12 protein-coding genes are annotated in these 17,040 nt (G+C 34.1%); 9 read left to right on the top strand and 3 right to left on the bottom strand.

The annotated features are described in order from the left end of the window. Positions 1-137 precede the first annotated feature (137 nt). From BN2390_RS05160 to BN2390_RS05195, 7 genes are all read left to right on the top strand, one after another. Positions 138-776: a hypothetical protein gene (locus BN2390_RS05160; protein ID WP_053983287.1), complete on the top strand. Its 639-nt coding sequence runs from the start codon at positions 138-140 to the stop codon at positions 774-776. A 13-nt stretch (positions 777-789) separates the two neighbouring features. Beyond that, the gene (locus BN2390_RS05165) at positions 790-1,833 is read left to right on the top strand and encodes an ATP-grasp domain-containing protein (protein ID WP_053983288.1); all 1,044 of its coding nucleotides are present in this window, start codon (positions 790-792) and stop codon (positions 1,831-1,833) included. A 1,620-nt stretch (positions 1,834-3,453) separates the two neighbouring features. Further along, positions 3,454-5,433 carry a transketolase gene (tkt, locus tag BN2390_RS05175; protein WP_053983290.1) on the top strand — a complete coding sequence of 660 codons (1,980 nt, stop codon included), beginning with the start codon at positions 3,454-3,456 and terminating at the stop codon, positions 5,431-5,433. A 1,285-nt stretch (positions 5,434-6,718) separates the two neighbouring features. Continuing rightward, positions 6,719-7,483: a basic amino acid ABC transporter substrate-binding protein gene (locus BN2390_RS05180; RefSeq protein WP_053983291.1), complete on the top strand. Its 765-nt coding sequence runs from the start codon at positions 6,719-6,721 to the stop codon at positions 7,481-7,483. A 266-nt stretch (positions 7,484-7,749) separates the two neighbouring features. Then, positions 7,750-8,454, top strand: coding sequence for an amino acid ABC transporter permease (locus BN2390_RS05185; RefSeq protein WP_053983292.1), 705 nt, complete (start codon positions 7,750-7,752; stop codon positions 8,452-8,454). Positions 8,455-8,466: 12 nt separating this feature from the next. Then, on the top strand, positions 8,467-9,189 hold the full coding sequence (locus tag BN2390_RS05190) for an amino acid ABC transporter ATP-binding protein (RefSeq protein WP_053983293.1): 723 nt from the start codon (positions 8,467-8,469) through the stop codon (positions 9,187-9,189). A 319-nt stretch (positions 9,190-9,508) separates the two neighbouring features. After that, positions 9,509-10,411: an SH3 domain-containing protein gene (locus BN2390_RS05195; RefSeq protein WP_053983294.1), complete on the top strand. Its 903-nt coding sequence runs from the start codon at positions 9,509-9,511 to the stop codon at positions 10,409-10,411. A gap of 121 nt (positions 10,412-10,532) precedes the next feature. Here BN2390_RS05195 and sppA read toward each other — a convergent pair whose 3' ends face one another. The 3 genes from sppA to BN2390_RS05210 form a co-directional block, all read right to left on the bottom strand. Continuing rightward, positions 10,533-11,516, bottom strand: a complete 984-nt coding sequence (gene sppA, locus BN2390_RS05200) for a signal peptide peptidase SppA (protein WP_053983295.1) — start codon at positions 11,514-11,516, stop codon at positions 10,533-10,535. Between the two features lie 120 nt (positions 11,517-11,636). After that, a complete protein-coding gene (locus BN2390_RS05205; RefSeq protein WP_053983296.1) occupies positions 11,637-12,683 on the bottom strand; it encodes an FAD:protein FMN transferase in 1,047 nt (348 codons plus the stop codon). 185 nt (positions 12,684-12,868) lie between these two features. Further along, positions 12,869-13,408: an FMN-binding protein gene (locus BN2390_RS05210; protein ID WP_053983297.1), complete on the bottom strand. Its 540-nt coding sequence runs from the start codon at positions 13,406-13,408 to the stop codon at positions 12,869-12,871. 325 nt (positions 13,409-13,733) lie between these two features. Between BN2390_RS05210 and BN2390_RS05215 the strand changes: the two genes are divergently transcribed. Continuing rightward, complete coding sequence (locus BN2390_RS05215) at positions 13,734-15,599, top strand: FAD-dependent oxidoreductase (RefSeq protein WP_053983298.1); 1,866 nt, start codon at positions 13,734-13,736, stop codon at positions 15,597-15,599. 34 nt (positions 15,600-15,633) lie between these two features. Next, positions 15,634-16,599 carry a polyprenyl synthetase family protein gene (locus BN2390_RS05220; RefSeq protein WP_053983299.1) on the top strand — a complete coding sequence of 322 codons (966 nt, stop codon included), beginning with the start codon at positions 15,634-15,636 and terminating at the stop codon, positions 16,597-16,599. Positions 16,600-17,040: the final 441 nt, after the last annotated feature.

Consider the following 17,040-nt stretch of genomic DNA (forward strand, 5'->3'; position numbering starts at 1 on the left):
ATACTACAACTGTCTATTGCATCTTATAGAAAATACTAAAGTACAGATAGGGGTCACTAGATAAATAAACTTGCTTCAAGTATAGCATAGGAAAAAATGAAGTAAAAGAGGCTAATTCATTAAGAAGGAGAAACTAGATGAGAAAGAGCAACAGAGAAAAGTTTAAAGAGATGAACACCAAGCAAAAAGTAGGGTATATTTGGGAGTATTATAGGTATGCTATTTTAGGAACCATAATTGGTATTTTTTTAGTCAGCCAAATTGTTACAACTATGCTCAAACCAAAAGATAATTTTGATGCTCATGTTGTTGTTACTTCTAAAATGGTTATTGATTCAGCAAAAATGGAAGAAGAAGAGCAGTTCTTTAAAGAAAACTTTAATACAGATTTATATTACTTACCAGCGGACTGGTCTCAAATGGATTCACAAATGGTTCTTAATGACCAACTTATGATGTTGAAAATACAAGTAAGAGAAGTAGATATCTTTGCTATGTCAGAAGACCGTTACTCTAAATATATGGAGATTGAAGGATTTGATCCTTTCTTAGCATTAGATGAAGTACCAGAAATGGCACCACTTCTTGAGCAATATAAAGATAGCTTATTAACAGCTACAAGTTTAGAAGATGGAAAAGAACATGTATATGGAATAAAGGTTGATAAACTAGAGCATCTTGAAGGAGGCATAACAGCAGAGCCACTTGTTATTTCTCTTATCTCAGTTCCAAAAAATATTAATAAGGCTGTAGAAATTATTGACTATCTCATTTAAAGGAGGAAGACATATGAAGAATGACCCAATTGAAACATTAGGCTTAGTAGGCGGTAACCTTTTAGCAGCTATGATCGCAGTAGAAGCCCAAAAAAGAGGCATTCAGACCGTTTTATTAGAGCCAGAAGTAGGAAATATCGCCAGTGAGGTATGTAATACACATATTACGGCACCTATTACAACTGCAAATATTAAACGATTAGCGCTTAAATCGGATGCCATCATTTTTTGTACATCAACAATACCCGTACTTAGCAAAGATATTTTAAAGACTTGCATAACCTATCCTAAAGGTGAAGGCATTGATTTTGTAGCCAACCGTGTACAACAACTTATTGCATGTGATCTTACAGAAGTGCCAGTACCCAACTACTATCACCAAAGCAATAAGCTTACATTCTTTAAACAAATTGCAGATGTAGAGATGCCATTTAGACTTTATCAGCTCTATCCAGATCGCTATGAAGTTATGGATATCTATACAAAAGATGATTTAGAAGAATTTATTTATGAACTAGATGATTCTACAACAGAATGGCTTATTGAAGAGATTCATGAGTATGATCGTATTTTAAGTATTTCTGTACTAAAAGCAGGAGATAAAGTTTATACCTATCCAATTCAAGAAGAAATTTTAAATGATGAAGCGGTGAAATATATTTATATGCCAGCTTCTATTACTAAGACGATGCAAGGTAAGATTACTAAGTTAGCGAAGAAACTCTTAAAAGAAGTGGGTACAGAAGGTCTTTTCACTCTAAAATTTGGAATGAAAAAGAATAGACAAATAGAACTCATGAATGTAAATCCAGGTATTACAGTGGGAGATATTGCAACTAACCACTATACAGACTTTTCTATTTATGAGCAGTTCTTAAACTTAGTTGAAGGGCTACCAGTAAAAGATGGAGAGCTTGTAAAACCTAGTGTGACAACAGTCATTAAAGAAAGTGATGTTTCACACAGACCAGATTTCCCATACCATCGTTATACATTTGATCGTTATAATAAGTTACCTGTGAATATCTATATCAAAGAAAACATTACAGAAGCATAGAGAAAGTGATGTTTTCTAGATAGTGATTATAAGAAAAAGGGCTGCCTTGTGGCAATGTCATTAAGTGAAGACATTGCCACAAGGCAGCCCTTTTTTAGTATAGAGATAGAGTAATATGTACTTATTAATTACTTATTAGTAGATCATGATAAAGAAAAGTATACTATTACTCTTTTCAGATTTATAATTCTATAATTTTAGTAGATGCATACTCAGGAGAATTTTCCACTATAGACGAAAACTGCTTCAATACACCAGCTTTTTCTAACTTTTTAGCAATAGCTAAGGCATCATTAGAATAGACTAAAGGATCAATTTCATTGGTATACCCATTCGGGCCATATAAGTNATGCATACTCAGGAGAATCTTCCACTATAGAAGAAAACTGCTTCAATACACCAGCTTTTTCTAACTTTTTAGCAATAGCTAAGGCATCATTAGAATAGACTAAAGGATCAATTTCATTGGTATACCCATTCGGGCCATATAAGTAGAGAGAAGCATAGTTATAAGCTTGTGCTGCTCTTTTCTCAGTAGGATAGTTACCAAGATAAATACGTTTTTTATTATAACCAATGATTGCACGATAGCTACTTTGATCTTTTGATACGCCGCGCCATTTCTTACTGGAACAAACACGGTTTTGAGTGGAACGATGAGTAAGCCGCTTAGAGATAACCAATTCATCGTAGAGATCTTGATACTCCTGACGTGTTAAAAAAGGAAATGAATTAAGGGGATAAGGACTATCCTCTAGGCGATTATTAACAAGATCTGCAGCTTTATTATAAGCAATAGCCGCTTGTATCTCAGTTTCATAGTGGCCAATAGTAAGTGAGGTATTTTGTAGAGCGATACGTGCAACATAAGTGGGTTGATTATAACGTTTTTCTTTTTTTACACCATAATAATGATTAATAACTTCTATATTCTCTCGTCTAAAATCATAACGATCACCATTCTTAAAACGATAATCTTTTAAGTAAATCATAGATTTGGTAAAACCAAAACGCCGTAAGATGTTCTCTTGATGATCACCCATATAGGTATAAAGGTAATCACGACGTTTATGAATACGTGTATTAGAGAAAAATAGAAGGTCCTTAAGATCAAAAGTTAAAACTAAATCAGGTTTTAAATAATACTTAAAGCAATCCTTATATACATAGATGGGTGTTTTGAAATAAAAATTTGAATCTCTAAAGTTAATGCAGGAGATAAATTTATCAAAAGAAATAGGTATATCTACTGTATAAGCATCCACTGTTAAGTCACCTTCAAAGATTTGCTGAACAAAATCATAAGCCAGTGATGCAGATTCAGAATTATTATAAAGTCCAAGATATATTTTTTTTGTTTTATACAAATAATAAACGCGGAACTTACTGTTCTGAGTAGGATAAATATATGCCATAACAAAACTTCCTTGCCTAATCAATTTAAATTATTTACATGAAATAACTTCCATAATTATATCGGAATTCTAAAGAAGAAAATGAAGAGTATGAATTTGTAGATATAGCTAGAATATCGGTAAAACGTGTATACAATACGAACAAAGCATATTATAATGAACAATAGGTAGAAAAGCTGTATGTATTTTAAGGAGGAAATTTTAAATGAATTTACTAGACCAAAAGACGATCAACACTATTCGTATCCTGTCAGCAGAAGCAATTCAAAAAGCTAACTCAGGACATCCAGGTTTACCACTTGGGTCAGCGCCAATGGCTTATACATTATGGAGCAAATACTTAAAACACAACCCACACAATCCAAATTGGGCTAACAGAGATCGCTTTGTTTTATCAGCAGGTCATGGTTCAGCTTTACTTTATTCTTTACTTCATGTATTTGAATATGGTCTTACAATAGAAGATCTTCAAAACTTTAGACAAGAAGGAAGTCTTACACCAGGACATCCAGAATTCGGTCACACAGTAGGTGTAGAACTTACAACAGGCCCTCTTGGACAAGGTATTGCATCAGCAGTAGGTATGGCAATGGCAGAACGCCACTTAGCAGCACACTTCAATAAAGAAGGTTATGATATCGTTGACCACTATACTTATGCATTAGTAGGTGATGGATGCCTTATGGAAGGTATTAGCTACGAAGCAGCATCACTTGCAGGTACATTAGGTCTTGATAAATTAATCGTACTTTATGATTCAAATAACATTACTATCGAAGGTGATACACAAATTGCTTTCAAAGAAGATGTTAGAGCACGCTTTGAAGCACAAGGTTTTGCTACATTCTTAGTAGAAGATGGTAATGATGCAGATGCTATTGCAAAAGCAATTGAAGCTGCAAAAGTATCTGGCAAACCAAACTTCATTGAAGTGAAAACAAAAATTGGATACGGTTGTCCAGCTAAACAAGGTAAAGCAAGTGCACATGGTGAGCCTTTAGGTTACGATAACATTGCTGAAACTAGAAAATTCTTAGAACACCACGATCAAGAATTCTTCGTAGAAGATGAAGTAAAAGCACATATCAAAGCACTTAATGAAGAAAATGCAGCTAAAGAAGCAGCATGGAATACATTATTTGCAGCTTATGCAGAAGCTTATCCAGAGCTTGCAAAAGAATGGGCAGTATGGAATGGTAGTGAAACAGTAAATCTTGAAGACCTTTACGCAAACTATGCAGATACTTCAAAATCACTTGCAACACGCCAAACTTCATACGAAATCATTAACCAAATTGCAAACAGAGTAGAAAACTTTGTAGGCGGTTCTGCAGACCTTGCACCATCTACAAAAACATATATGGAAGGTAAAGGCGACTTCTACCAAGGAGATTACGCAGGTAGAAACCTTCACTTTGGTATCCGTGAACATGCTATGGCAGCGATTGCGAACGGTATGGCAGTACATGGAGGACTTAAAGTATTCTGTTCAACATTCTTCGTATTCAGTGATTACATGAAAAACTCAATGCGTTTAGCAGCACTTATGAAATTACCAGTATCATATGTTCTTACACATGATAGTATTGGTGTAGGTGAAGATGGTCCAACACATCAACCAATCGAACAACTTGCTATGCTTCGTAGTATGCCAAACATGGTAACTATTCGTCCAGCAGATGGAAAAGAAACAGTTGCAGCTTGGGAATATGCATTAAATAGTAAAGAACATCCAGTATCACTTGTTTTAACACGTCAAAACTTACCATACCTTGCAGGTACTGGTTGTGACCTTAAAAAAGGTGCTTATGTAATAGGGGATGTAGCTTCTAAAGATGCAGATATTATCCTTATCGCAACAGGTTCAGAAGTTAACCTTATTGAAACAGCAGCAAAAGAATTAGCAAAAGAAGGTATCAAGGCAGCAGTAGTAAGTATGCCATCATCAGACCTTTTTGAAATGCAAGATACAGCTTACCAAAACGAAATCTTACCAAAAGATAAAACAAAACGTGTCGCAGTAGAAGCAGCAAGCTCATTCGGATGGCACAAATACACAGGATTTGAAGGCGCAGTCATCTCTATGGATACATTCGGTGAATCAGCACCAGCAGATCTTATCTTCAAAAAACACGGTTTCACAGTAGAAAACGTAGTAAAAGTAGCAAAAGAAGTTTTAAAATAAATTTTTTTAAAAAAAAGAGAGATTGTACATAGATGGTGTACAATCTCTCTTTTTTAATGAAATAAATATTTTATGGAGTGAGGATGTGCTTATATTTAGTCTACTTAGGTGAGCTGTCTAGCTGGATTCTCCTTCACCTGCTTCACTTCGCTTTCAGAGAAATGTAACTCATTCAAAAATAATAACGGTGTGAACTCACTTCGTTCAAACAGCACACCTAAAACCATTATTTTTTCATTTCGAACATTTCTTATCTGAAAACTACGTAGGCAGATTCCGGAGAACACACCTATCCTGTCACTTAATCAAGTCTACTAAATATACCCCCCTCACTTTGTGGACTGCGCCAGCGGAGAGATTACTAAACTTCATGTAGCTTATATTCTAAGTCCATCCTCGAAAAAAGCTCCATGGAGGTCATCCACGCATCACCGCCCTTTTCTACTTAGAAAGTTAACTTTTCACTTCCAGTGACATGCCGTGGAGAGGAAAGAAGAGCAAACGTCTCTTCTTTGGAAGGCAAAACCTTGCATGTCCCAATGTCTTTTGCTATCTCTCTACCGGAACGGCTATGATGTGATGGGCTGTAAGATGAGTTATTGTATGCAAACTTTCTCCGCAGACTTTTTAGAAGAGGCTTAGTGAATGGAATCAAACTGGTTTTAGGGAAATGTTTGAAGAAAAGTGAACTTCTTTTCTGAGTTTTGACCGTTAGTTTGATGGAATGAACTTAGCCTGTCTTAAAAGGCGAGGACTAGAAGTTGGAATACAATAAGCTTGCCTACATGCCCTCACACTAACCAAATATTTATTTGTTATATATCCATGAAGACTAGTACAGTAGTTTTTGCATAATTATCTATAGGAAGAGTTCACTATGCATAAACATAATTGTAGTTGCAATATAGAAAAAACAAGTTTTATACATATCGTGAATAAGTTATTAACAAGAAAATAATGGTACAAACCTAATTATTTCAAGTTATTAACAGAGTTATACACACTATCCACAGAAAAAACACTCACAAAACATATGTTTGCTTCGGAAATTGTTTCCAAAACTGTTAATAAAATTATAAATAAATTTATTTAAGATAATAAATAGAAATAAATCAAGTAATATCAAGGAGTATAGGGGTTAGGGGTGCTACAATTAAAAATAATATAGATGAAAGTATAAAAAAATGTATTGACTATTAATGCAAACATACTTATAATTATTCATAAGTTAACAAGTTAAAAAATTACTTACATAAAAATATATAATCTATAGGGGGATTTAATCATGAAAAAATTTATGAAAATAAGTGCAGTTATTTTAGCAGGTGTATTAAGCTTAGGAACATTTGTAGGATGTGGTAAACAAGATAGTAATGTTATCGTAATGGGAACTAATCCAACATTTCCTCCATTTGAAGATATCCAGGGAGATGAAATTGTAGGATTTGACGTAGAGATTAGTAAGCTGGTTGCAGAAAAGTTAGGCAAAGAACTTAAAATAGAAGATATGGAATTTGGTCAACTTCTAGGCGCAGCATCAAGTGGAAAAATTGACTTTATTGCAGCAGGTATGACAGCAACCGAAGATCGTGCAAAACAAGTAGATTTTTCAGTACCATACTTTGAATCTAAACAAGTTATTATTGTAGCTGAAGATAATGATTCAATCACACAAGCAGAAGATCTTGAAGGCAAAAAAGTAGGTGTACAACTTGGGACAACAGGAGACCTTTTTGTAAGCGGTTATGAATCAGATGCAGGTGCAACAATCGATGTGGTTCAATTTGATAAAGGTGCTATGGCAGTTGCAGATCTCTCAATTGGTAAGATTGATGCCGTTGTATTAGATGAAGAACCAGCTAAAAAGATTGTAGCAAACTATAAAGGTGTAAAACTTGTAGAAGCACCATTTATTGAAGAAGTATATGCTATTGCTGTTAAAAAAGGAAATGCAGAACTTCTTAATACAATTAATGAAGTATTAAATGAAATTCAAAAAAATGGAACATATGATGCACTTTATGCAGAATACTTTGGTGTAACTGAATAAAAAGAGGTGGATACCACCTCTTTCTTTTTTAACTTATTTAAGTAATTATGTAAAATAAAGATTAAATATAAATATTTTATTTCATATTTTTGAAAAAGTGTTATAAAGGAATTAGCCTAATTTGCTGAGATAATAACGGTATAGAGATAATCAATAGTAGAAATAAAATTGAATAAAAGTATAAAAATTACTAGAAAATATATATTAAGTTATATATAATAAATAGTAGATTAAGTGAATAAATATTAAACTAAGGGAGGGGTTTTATGTTTAGTTGGGATACAACAGTAGCTTTCTTTGAAACTTTTATAGAAAAAAAATATTATATAACGCTTCTTAATGGAATCCAAGAAACATTACTTTTAACATTGATTGCAACTATTATAGGTTTAATTATAGGGATTATAGTAGCAATGATTCAAGTTTCTGAGTTTCCTAATCGCTATAAGTGGGTAGGAGCAATTTTAAAAAAGATAACTAAAATTTATGTAGATTTTATTCGTGGAACACCAGCCATTGCTCAAGTAAGTTTTATATGGTTAGTTATATTAGCAAAATCTAATATGCCAAGAGCAGTAGTAGGTGGTATAGCCTTTGGTATTAACAGTGGTGCTTATATGGCAGAGCTTATTCGTGCAGGTATTCAAGGTATTGATAAAGGACAAATGGAAGCAGGACGTTCCCTTGGACTTTCCTATACACAGACTATGAAGATGATTATTATTCCACAGGCATTTAGACATATGTTGCCAGCTCTTGTAAGTGAGTTTATTATATTAATTAAGGAAACAGCGGTTATTGGTATGATTGGTGGACGTGATATTATGCGTGCAGCAAATATTATGATGACAGACTCAGGAAACTTCCTATGGCCAATCTTAATTGCTACAGCAACCTATTTACTTTTAACAAGTACTTTTACATGGATTATGCGTATGGTAGAAAGAAATATTAACAAAGGACGTTTCTAAGGAGGTGAAGAGATGATAGAAGTAAAAGGATTACATAAAAGCTTTGGGAAACTACAGGTCCTAAAAGGTATAGATGATTATATAGCTAAAAGTGAAGTAGTCGTTGTTATTGGACCATCTGGTTCTGGTAAATCTACCTACTTACGTTGCATCAATCGTATGGAAGAGGCTACTTCAGGACAAATCTTAGTAGATGGTGTAGATATTACGGATAAGAATGTAGAGATCAATCAAATTCGTCAAAAGGTAGGAATGGTATTTCAACACTTTAATCTTTTCCCACATATGACCGTTTTGGAAAATATTACCCTAGCACCTATTCAAGTTAAGAAGATGAATCCGGAAGAAGCAAAGAAGGTAGCCTATACACTTTTAGATAAGGTCGGCTTAAGAGAGAAAGCGGATGAATATCCAAATAAACTTTCAGGTGGACAAAAGCAAAGGATTGCAATAGCACGTGCACTTGCTATGAATCCAGAGGTCATGCTTTTTGACGAACCAACTTCTGCTCTTGACCCAGAAATGGTTAAGGAGGTTTTAGAAGTTATTAAAGATCTTGCAAAAGAAGGTATGACGATGATGATTGTAACCCATGAAATGGGATTTGCAAAAGAAGTAGGGACACGACTTGTATTTATGGATGAAGGGAAGATACTTGAAGAAGGAAAACCAAAAGAAGTATTCGATAATCCAAGAGAAGAACGTACACAAATATTCTTAAGTAAGGTTTTATAGAAGGCACTATAAGTAGTTTATATAAGTAGGATTATTCTTTAAATAGGCTTAAGCTAATCTTAATTTTATAGATTAAATAAAAGAGAAATAATATGGGTAAAGGCTATGTATCTTGGGGAAGGTACATAGCCTATTTTAATATTTATAGATTGAAAGCTTAGTGAAGAATAAAGAACATATATAAGCAAACAAATATATTCTAATGTTTAAAGTTATTATATAAGGTTGTCAAAAATAATAAAATTAGGTAAAATGAAATCACTTAATAAATATGTAACAAATGTAACAAGTACATAATAAAATGGTTAAGGAGTTACTTATGAGGAAGACAACTAAAAAGTTTATATTATGCACAGCAGTGTTAAGTATGATGAGTGTACCTACTTTTGGAAGTATAATAGGGGCTATTCAATCTACAGGTGCAGTAGGATATAATAGTGAGGAACGATACATTATAGAGCTTGCTAAGGGGACACAGCATCAAGTATTAGACTTACAAGAGGATAACGATATTTACCTTATAGATGTAGAAGGTAAATCTGTTTATGTAAATAAAGATTATTTAACAATACGTAAGGTCATTACTCAAACAACCATGGAGGGTGTCAAAGTAAGGGAAATGGCATCTTCAGATGGAAAATTAATTAAAACATTAGGACAAGGTGAGATAGTAAGTGTTCTTTATCAAAACTCCAATTGGTATAACGTAGTGCTAGAAGATGGTACAGAAGGATATATCTATAAAACACAATTAGAAGATCCTGATCTAAAGCTAGTACCTCAAAAAGAGTTCCAAGCTCAAAAGGTTGAGGTATTAAATTGGAGTGTTGCTAAAGATGTAGTACCAAGAGGTGCTATTGTAACGATTGAAGATGTATATACAGGGAAAACTTTTAAAGTAAAACGTACTTTTGGGACTAATCATGCAGATGTTGAAACGTTAACAACGGCAGATACGCAGATGCTAAAAAGTATATGGGGGGGATTCTCGTGGGAGAGAAGACCTGTTATCGTACATATTAATGGACGTATGTTAGCAGCTTCTTTAGCAGGTATGCCTCATGCAGGAGATTCTTTAAATGGCGTTTCTGGAAATGGTATGAGTGGGGTGATAGATCTTCACTTTGTAGGGAGTAAAAGACATAAAGAAGGAAACATAGCGGCAGTAGTGGATCCTCAGCATCAAGCAGCTATTCAACTTGCAGCTAACTACAAAAAGTAGCCCTATATTAGAAGTCATGAATACATAATGAATTAGAGATTAGATTAATAAAATAAAGGTGCTATGAACAAGGGATTTTATCTTTTATTCATAGCACTTTTTCTATTGCTTATATAAATATTTAATAGCTACTATTTCCTAAAGGTGAGATACAGTAGTAGCCAAATTTATTAATATTACTTTCTAATTCAAGAATGGCAGAGAGTTCTGTCTTTGGTGTAAGATTAGGTAATTTTAAAAGCAACGTATCAAAGAAAGAAAGTGGAGCCTGTTCAATATAATTAAGAGGTAAATCCATAAGATCTTGAGATTCACGCATAATGGTTACTGTATCCTCAAAATTCCCTAATTGATCCACCAAACCATTTTCTAAAGCTTGTTTAGCTGTATAAATACGTCCATCAGCTAACTTACGAGCTTCTTCAAGAGAGAGATTACGTCCTTCGGATACTACTTCAATAAATTGAGTATGTGTTTCATCTAGCATACTTTGTAAAATAGTACGTTGTTCATCAGTTAGGGGTTCGTATCCACTTCCCATTGCTTTATTTTCACCTGCGGTAATCGTTTCAACCTTAATCCCTAACTTCTCATAAAGACCAGAAATATCTATAATATTTTGCATGATAACGCCAATAGATCCAGTTAACGTATTACGGTTACAAATGATTTTATCAGCGGCACACCCAATATAGTACCCACCAGACGCAGCAGTGCTTCCGAAGCTTGCATAGACAGGACGCCCTGTAGATTTATATTCAAGTAATTTAAGGTAAATTTCATCGGTATGATAAACAGATCCACCAGGTGAATCAATAAAGACAATAAGTCCTTTACTCGAAGGATCATCTATAAGCGTACTTAAACTATTTATGATGAATTGATGATCATAATATGAAGTAGCAAACATACTAGAAGTGGTTTCACCAATACCCCCTTCAATACTAAGAACATCAATAAGATCTTCTAACAAGCTAGAAGACTGGTGTGAAATAGAAGAACGTCCAATTCCACCTATAAGATTAACAATGAGTATAACAAAGAGTAAAAAGCAAGCAAGGCAGCTACTAAGAGCAATAATAAGACCAACTTTACGATTTTGCATAGAAATCCTCCTAAAAGATTTTAATAAAACAGATGAATTAAAATATGAATGTCTTCTTTATTATAGACTAAAATAAAAGCAAGAGGGAATTAAGATTAATTCCCTCTTGCTTTTATCTGTTTAATTTATAAGTTCAAATGCTTCATTGGTAAGTACAAAGTTTCCTTTGAGGCCTTCAGTGATATAAATCTTTGAGTCTTTACTAATGAAAATAGCATCAACACCAGGAAGTGTTTGGACAAAGGCTAGTCCTTCTTCAAGACCTTTAGAAAAAACAGCAGTAGATAGAGCATCCCCATCAATAGATTTATCACTAATAATAGAAATCCCAGCAATATCATTATCAAAAGGATAACCTGTTTTTGGATCAAGAATATGATGATATTTTTTACCATTAGCTTCAAGGAAGCGTTCATATATACCTGAAGTTACAACAGATTGATCAGCAACAGAAACATAGCCAACAATATTGTTACGATTTTCAAAAGGATCTTGAATACCTACTTTCCAAAGTGAGCCATCTACTTTATGACCTAGAGTATAAATGTTCCCACCTAAATCGACTAAAGCGTGTTCTACACCTTTAGATGCGAGAAGGTCAGCAATAGCATCGGCAGTATAACCTTTAGCGATACCTCCTAGGTCTAGCTTCATATTTGGTTTTTCTAAATAAATAGTAGAAGCATCTGGATCTAAAATAATATTTTCATAACCAATAGTAGGAAGAGCTGCATCAATCTCTTCTTGACTAGGCACACGCGCTTCAGGGAGTCCGATACTCCAGAGTTTTACGATAGGTCCTACAGATAAATCAAAAGAACCATTTGTAAGTTCACTATAGTAAACACCTTTTTCTACAATATCAAAGAGTGTGCTATTTACTTTATAAGGGGCAGTGCCACTAGAAGCATTAAGTTCTGTAAGTAGGGTACTACTTTTATTTAAACTAAGCTCATTTTCGAGTTCTTTAACTAAGTTAAAGGCATCATTTAAGATTTCTGGGTCTTGATGATCAAAGAGTGTAACAGATACGGTTGTACCCATTAATAATTCAGTACGCTTTAATGGATCTGATGAGGTATTCTTTGATACAGTGTTATTGCAACCTACAAAAAATAGGGAAGTAACTAAGCTTAAGGATATAAGTGATTTAAAAAAAGTCTTCATATTAAAATCTCCTAGTAAATGTATCAGATAAGTAAATCTTTTATATTATATAGTACTATCTTGAAAATAAAAAGATAGGTATAACTCTAGTTTAACATATGAAACAAGGAAGTATCATATGAGATTGTAGATTGAGATAAAAAAAGGATGTTTGACTAGGTCAAACATCCTCAAGAATTTATATATTACTCTGCAGCTGGAGCTTCAACAAGAAGAACTTCTGTGTTACCTTCTTGGATGTTAGCCATAAGAGCTGTAGCTAATGTTGCGAAATCATTTGATGAGCTTGTAGCACCTGTTACAACATCTACTGCAGCAGGATCTTGAGTAGCAACTAAACCTTCAGCTAAAGCTGGAGAGAATTCAGCTGGGCTTGTACCAGCGATATCTTTCATTTTTGCATTGTATTCAGCATCAGCTGATTTTAAAGCGCCTTCAGCATTTGCATAATCGAAAGCAGCAGCAGTGATTTGACCACCTTCAACTGTTACTTCTACGAAAGCTTTCCAACCACGTTCGTCAGCTTCAGCGTATTCAGCTTTGTATGCACCATCTTTTAATGCACTAGCTTCTTCAGCAGGAGCTTCTTCTGTTGTGTTGTCTTCAGCTGGAGTTTCTACAGCTGGTTTTTCAGCAGGAGCTTCTTCTTTTGATGAACAAGCTGTAAATGATCCAAGTGCAACTACTGATGCACACATTAATGCGAAAAGTTTTTTATTTTTCATGTTTAATTTCTCCTAATCAATGTTAATTATGTAAAAACAAAGCACTCACTATTCTACTTCTGAAATGTTAATAAAATATGAACTTATACTGAATAAACTATGAACTACTATGAATTGATGTAATAATTTATGGAAATTTAGAAAATAACATAGGATAATATATTGTAAAAGTTAAAAAAGATAGATTATATAATGCTTAAATTAAAAATCCTTTAAAATGAAGCGAAATGGGATTATTTTAAAACTAGACAAATATGAAGATGTTGTGTACACTGTATTGGAAAATGGAAAAAAATTATGTTAAGTGGCTAGAAGGAGACAAGACATGGCAGCAACAAATATTGTAATTTTGGGTGCAGGTTACGCAGGTGTACATGCAGCTAAAAAACTAGCTAAAAAGTACAAGAAGAATAATGATGTAACAATCACACTCATTGACAAAAACCCTTACCATACACTCATGACAGAACTTCATGAAGTGGCAGGAGGACGTGTACCAGAAGCATCAGTAAAAGTAGACCTACATAAAATCTTCCACCGCACAAAAGTAAATGTGGTAGTAGATTACATTGAAAATGTAGATTTAGAAAAACAAGTTGTTAAAACAACTCATGGTTCATATGACTACTCATACTTAATGGTAGGTCTTGGAAGTGAACCAGCATACTTTGGTGTACCAGGTGTAAAAGAACACGGGTTCAGCCTTTGGTCTTTAGATGATGCACTTACTATTCGTGAGCACATTGAGTACCAATTTAGAAAAGCTTCTATTGAAAGAGATGAAAAAGTAAGACGCGAAATGCTTACTTTCATCGTAGCAGGAGCAGGCTTTACAGGTATAGAAATGGCTGGAGAACTTCTTGAGTGGAAAGATACTTTAGCAGCAAAATATCATGTAGATGTAGAAGAAGTTCAAGTATATGTAGTTGAAGCAGCAGGAACAATTCTTAACATGCTTGACCAAAAACAAGCAGCAAAAGCTGAAAAGTATATGGTTAAACATAAAATTGAAGTGCTTAAAAATGCTCCAATTACAGAAGTTAAAGAAGATAGTATTACACTTAAAGATGGTAGAAGTATTGCAACACGTACACTTATTTGGACTTGTGGTATCCAATGTGCAACAAGTGCATCAGATGTAGCAGTAGAAAAAACACGTGCAAACCGTCTTAAAGCAAATGATTATATGCAAGCAGAAGGTCATGAGAACGTGTATGTAATAGGTGACTGTGCATATAATGAAGCGAATGGTAACTGTACTAATCCTCAGATTGTAGAAGCAGCAGAACAAACTGCTACAACAGCGGCTAAAAACATCATTGCATCTATTGAAAACAAAGAAAAAGTTGCTTTCAAAGGGAACTATCATGGATTCATGGTTTCTATTGGTGGACGTTATGGTGTAGCGAATCTTTCAGGCGTTAAGCTTTCAGGTTTCTTTGCAATGGTAATGAAACATATTGTAAACCTTATCTACTTATTTGGTGTATTAAATGTAAACTCTGTATACCATTACTTACAACACGAGTTCTTCGATATGAAACAAAATAGAAATATTATGAGAGGTCATATCTCTTCTGTTGGAAACCGTCTATGGACAGTACCTCTTAGATTATATATTGGTACATTATGGTTAATCGAAGGTCTTAAAAAGTTAATGGGTGAAGGCACATGGGATTCTATGTGGGAAACACTTAAAAACACAGGTGATTTAGCAGTTCAAATTGGTTCAGACAGTTGGATTAAAGCAGGTAACGTAAAAATGCCATTTGATTGGTTATATGATGCAGTTTCATCAGCTTCTCAAACAGGAGATGCAGCATCTACATTTGCAGAACCTATTTTAGATAAAATGCCAGGTTTCTATGAAGCAATCATGAAAATCATGATTCCTACACCAGAGATGGCAGTGTTCTTCCAAACAATCGTTGTTATTACAGAGATTTGTATTGGTCTTGCACTTATCGCTGGTTTATTCACATGGTTAGCATCAGCAGCATCAGCATTTATGACAATTAACTTCGTATTATCTGCTATGGCTGGATGGGAAATCTTATGGTTCTTCTTCGGTGCAATTGCGCTGATGAATGGATGTGGACGTGCATTTGGTCTTGATCACTATGTGTTACCATGGATTAATAAGATAGCTGGTAATTGGTGGCTTGGAGAAAACAAGCATATTTATAAATAAAAAGTGAAAAATAAGATTAGAAAGAGGTGAAGGCATGCACATCATTTGGAACCAGTATCCAGAGATCAAAGAAGAGTTACTTGAAATTATAAAATTAATGGATGAGAATGCAAAATGCAAGGATAAGGTGATTGAGCAATCTATTAAAGATCTTATTCATGCAAACGGCAAGATGATTAGGCCTGCCTTTACAGTTCTTGCAGCACATTTTGGAGAGTATGAACCTGAAAAGGTAAGAGCACTAGCTTCTGTAGTAGAACTATTTCATATGGCAACTTTAGTCCATGATGATGTTATAGATGATGCTAATCTTAGAAGAGGTGTTCCTACAATCCAAGCCAAATATGGAAAAGAATATGCAGTCTATATTGGAGATTACTTATTCTGTATTTGTTTTAAAATTTTAGCAAGTACAGCATCTCTTCAAAGTATCCAAGTAGATAGTTTATCCATGTCTAGAATTTGTCTAGGAGAAGTAGAACAACTTAATTCTAGATTTAATACTGAAGTATCAGTTAAAAATTATTTAAAACGTATTGCAGGAAAGACAGCAGAGCTTTTCTCATTAAGTCTTTATATAGGAGCAGCAGAATCAGGTTGTAGCGATAAGTTAGCCAAAAGCTTTTGGCGTATTGGACACCATATTGGAATGGCATTCCAAATTATTGATGATATCCTAGATTATACAGGATGTGAAAAATCAGTTGGAAAAGATCATGCCAAAGATATTCAAGAAGGTGTGTTTAATCTTCCTCTTATCTATGCATTAGAAAAGCAACCTAAAGATTTATTAGCTTTATTAGAAAAGCATCCATATAGCGATACAGATCTAAAAGAAATTGTTCAGCTTGTAGATACTTATGGTGGCATTGATAGAGCAAGAAGATTAGCTCATCAATATACACAAAAAGCTTACAAGCATATAAATAAGCTTCCAGATAATGAATATAAAATGATTCTATTAGAAGTTGCACACAAGCTTTTAGATAGAGCTTATTAAAAATATAAAGACATGTTGAAGCACGTTTTAACTTAGTATACAGACTAAGTTAAAACGTGCTTTTTTATGTTTTAGACTGCAAAGTATTAAGAAAATAAATATTTTATGGAGTGAGGATGTGCTTATATTTAGTCTACTTAGGTGAGCTGTCTAGCTGGATTCTCCTTCACCTGCTTCACTTCGCTTTCAGAGAAATGTAACTCATTCAAAAATAATAACGGTGTGAACTCACTTCGTTCAAACAGCACACCTAAAACCATTATTTTTTCATTTCGAACATTTCTTATCTGAAAACTACGTAGGCAGATTCCGGAGAACACACCTATCCTGTCACTTAATCAAGTCTACTAAATATACCCCCCTCACTTTGTGGACTGCGCCAGCGGAGAGATTACTAAACTTCATGTAGCTTATATTCTAAGTCCATCCTCGAAAAAAGCT

It is taken from the genome of Niameybacter massiliensis, from assembly GCF_001282685.1.
Lineage (GTDB): Bacteria > Bacillota > Clostridia > Lachnospirales > Cellulosilyticaceae > Holtiella > Holtiella tumoricola.

What these genes read in the sequence shown, in the direction of transcription:
- BN2390_RS05160 (WP_053983287.1), top strand. Translation starts at nt 138, where the DNA reads ATGAGAAAGAGCAACAGAGAAAAGTTTAAAGAGATGAACACCAAGCAA.
- BN2390_RS05165 (WP_053983288.1), top strand. Translation starts at nt 790, where the DNA reads ATGAAGAATGACCCAATTGAAACATTAGGCTTAGTAGGCGGTAACCTT.
- tkt (WP_053983290.1), top strand. Translation starts at nt 3,454, where the DNA reads ATGAATTTACTAGACCAAAAGACGATCAACACTATTCGTATCCTGTCA.
- BN2390_RS05180 (WP_053983291.1), top strand. Translation starts at nt 6,719, where the DNA reads ATGAAAAAATTTATGAAAATAAGTGCAGTTATTTTAGCAGGTGTATTA.
- BN2390_RS05185 (WP_053983292.1), top strand. Translation starts at nt 7,750, where the DNA reads ATGTTTAGTTGGGATACAACAGTAGCTTTCTTTGAAACTTTTATAGAA.
- BN2390_RS05190 (WP_053983293.1), top strand. Translation starts at nt 8,467, where the DNA reads ATGATAGAAGTAAAAGGATTACATAAAAGCTTTGGGAAACTACAGGTC.
- BN2390_RS05195 (WP_053983294.1), top strand. Translation starts at nt 9,509, where the DNA reads ATGAGGAAGACAACTAAAAAGTTTATATTATGCACAGCAGTGTTAAGT.
- sppA (WP_053983295.1), bottom strand. Translation starts at nt 11,516, where the DNA reads ATGCAAAATCGTAAAGTTGGTCTTATTATTGCTCTTAGTAGCTGCCTT.
- BN2390_RS05205 (WP_053983296.1), bottom strand. Translation starts at nt 12,683, where the DNA reads ATGAAGACTTTTTTTAAATCACTTATATCCTTAAGCTTAGTTACTTCC.
- BN2390_RS05210 (WP_053983297.1), bottom strand. Translation starts at nt 13,408, where the DNA reads ATGAAAAATAAAAAACTTTTCGCATTAATGTGTGCATCAGTAGTTGCA.
- BN2390_RS05215 (WP_053983298.1), top strand. Translation starts at nt 13,734, where the DNA reads ATGGCAGCAACAAATATTGTAATTTTGGGTGCAGGTTACGCAGGTGTA.
- BN2390_RS05220 (WP_053983299.1), top strand. Translation starts at nt 15,634, where the DNA reads ATGCACATCATTTGGAACCAGTATCCAGAGATCAAAGAAGAGTTACTT.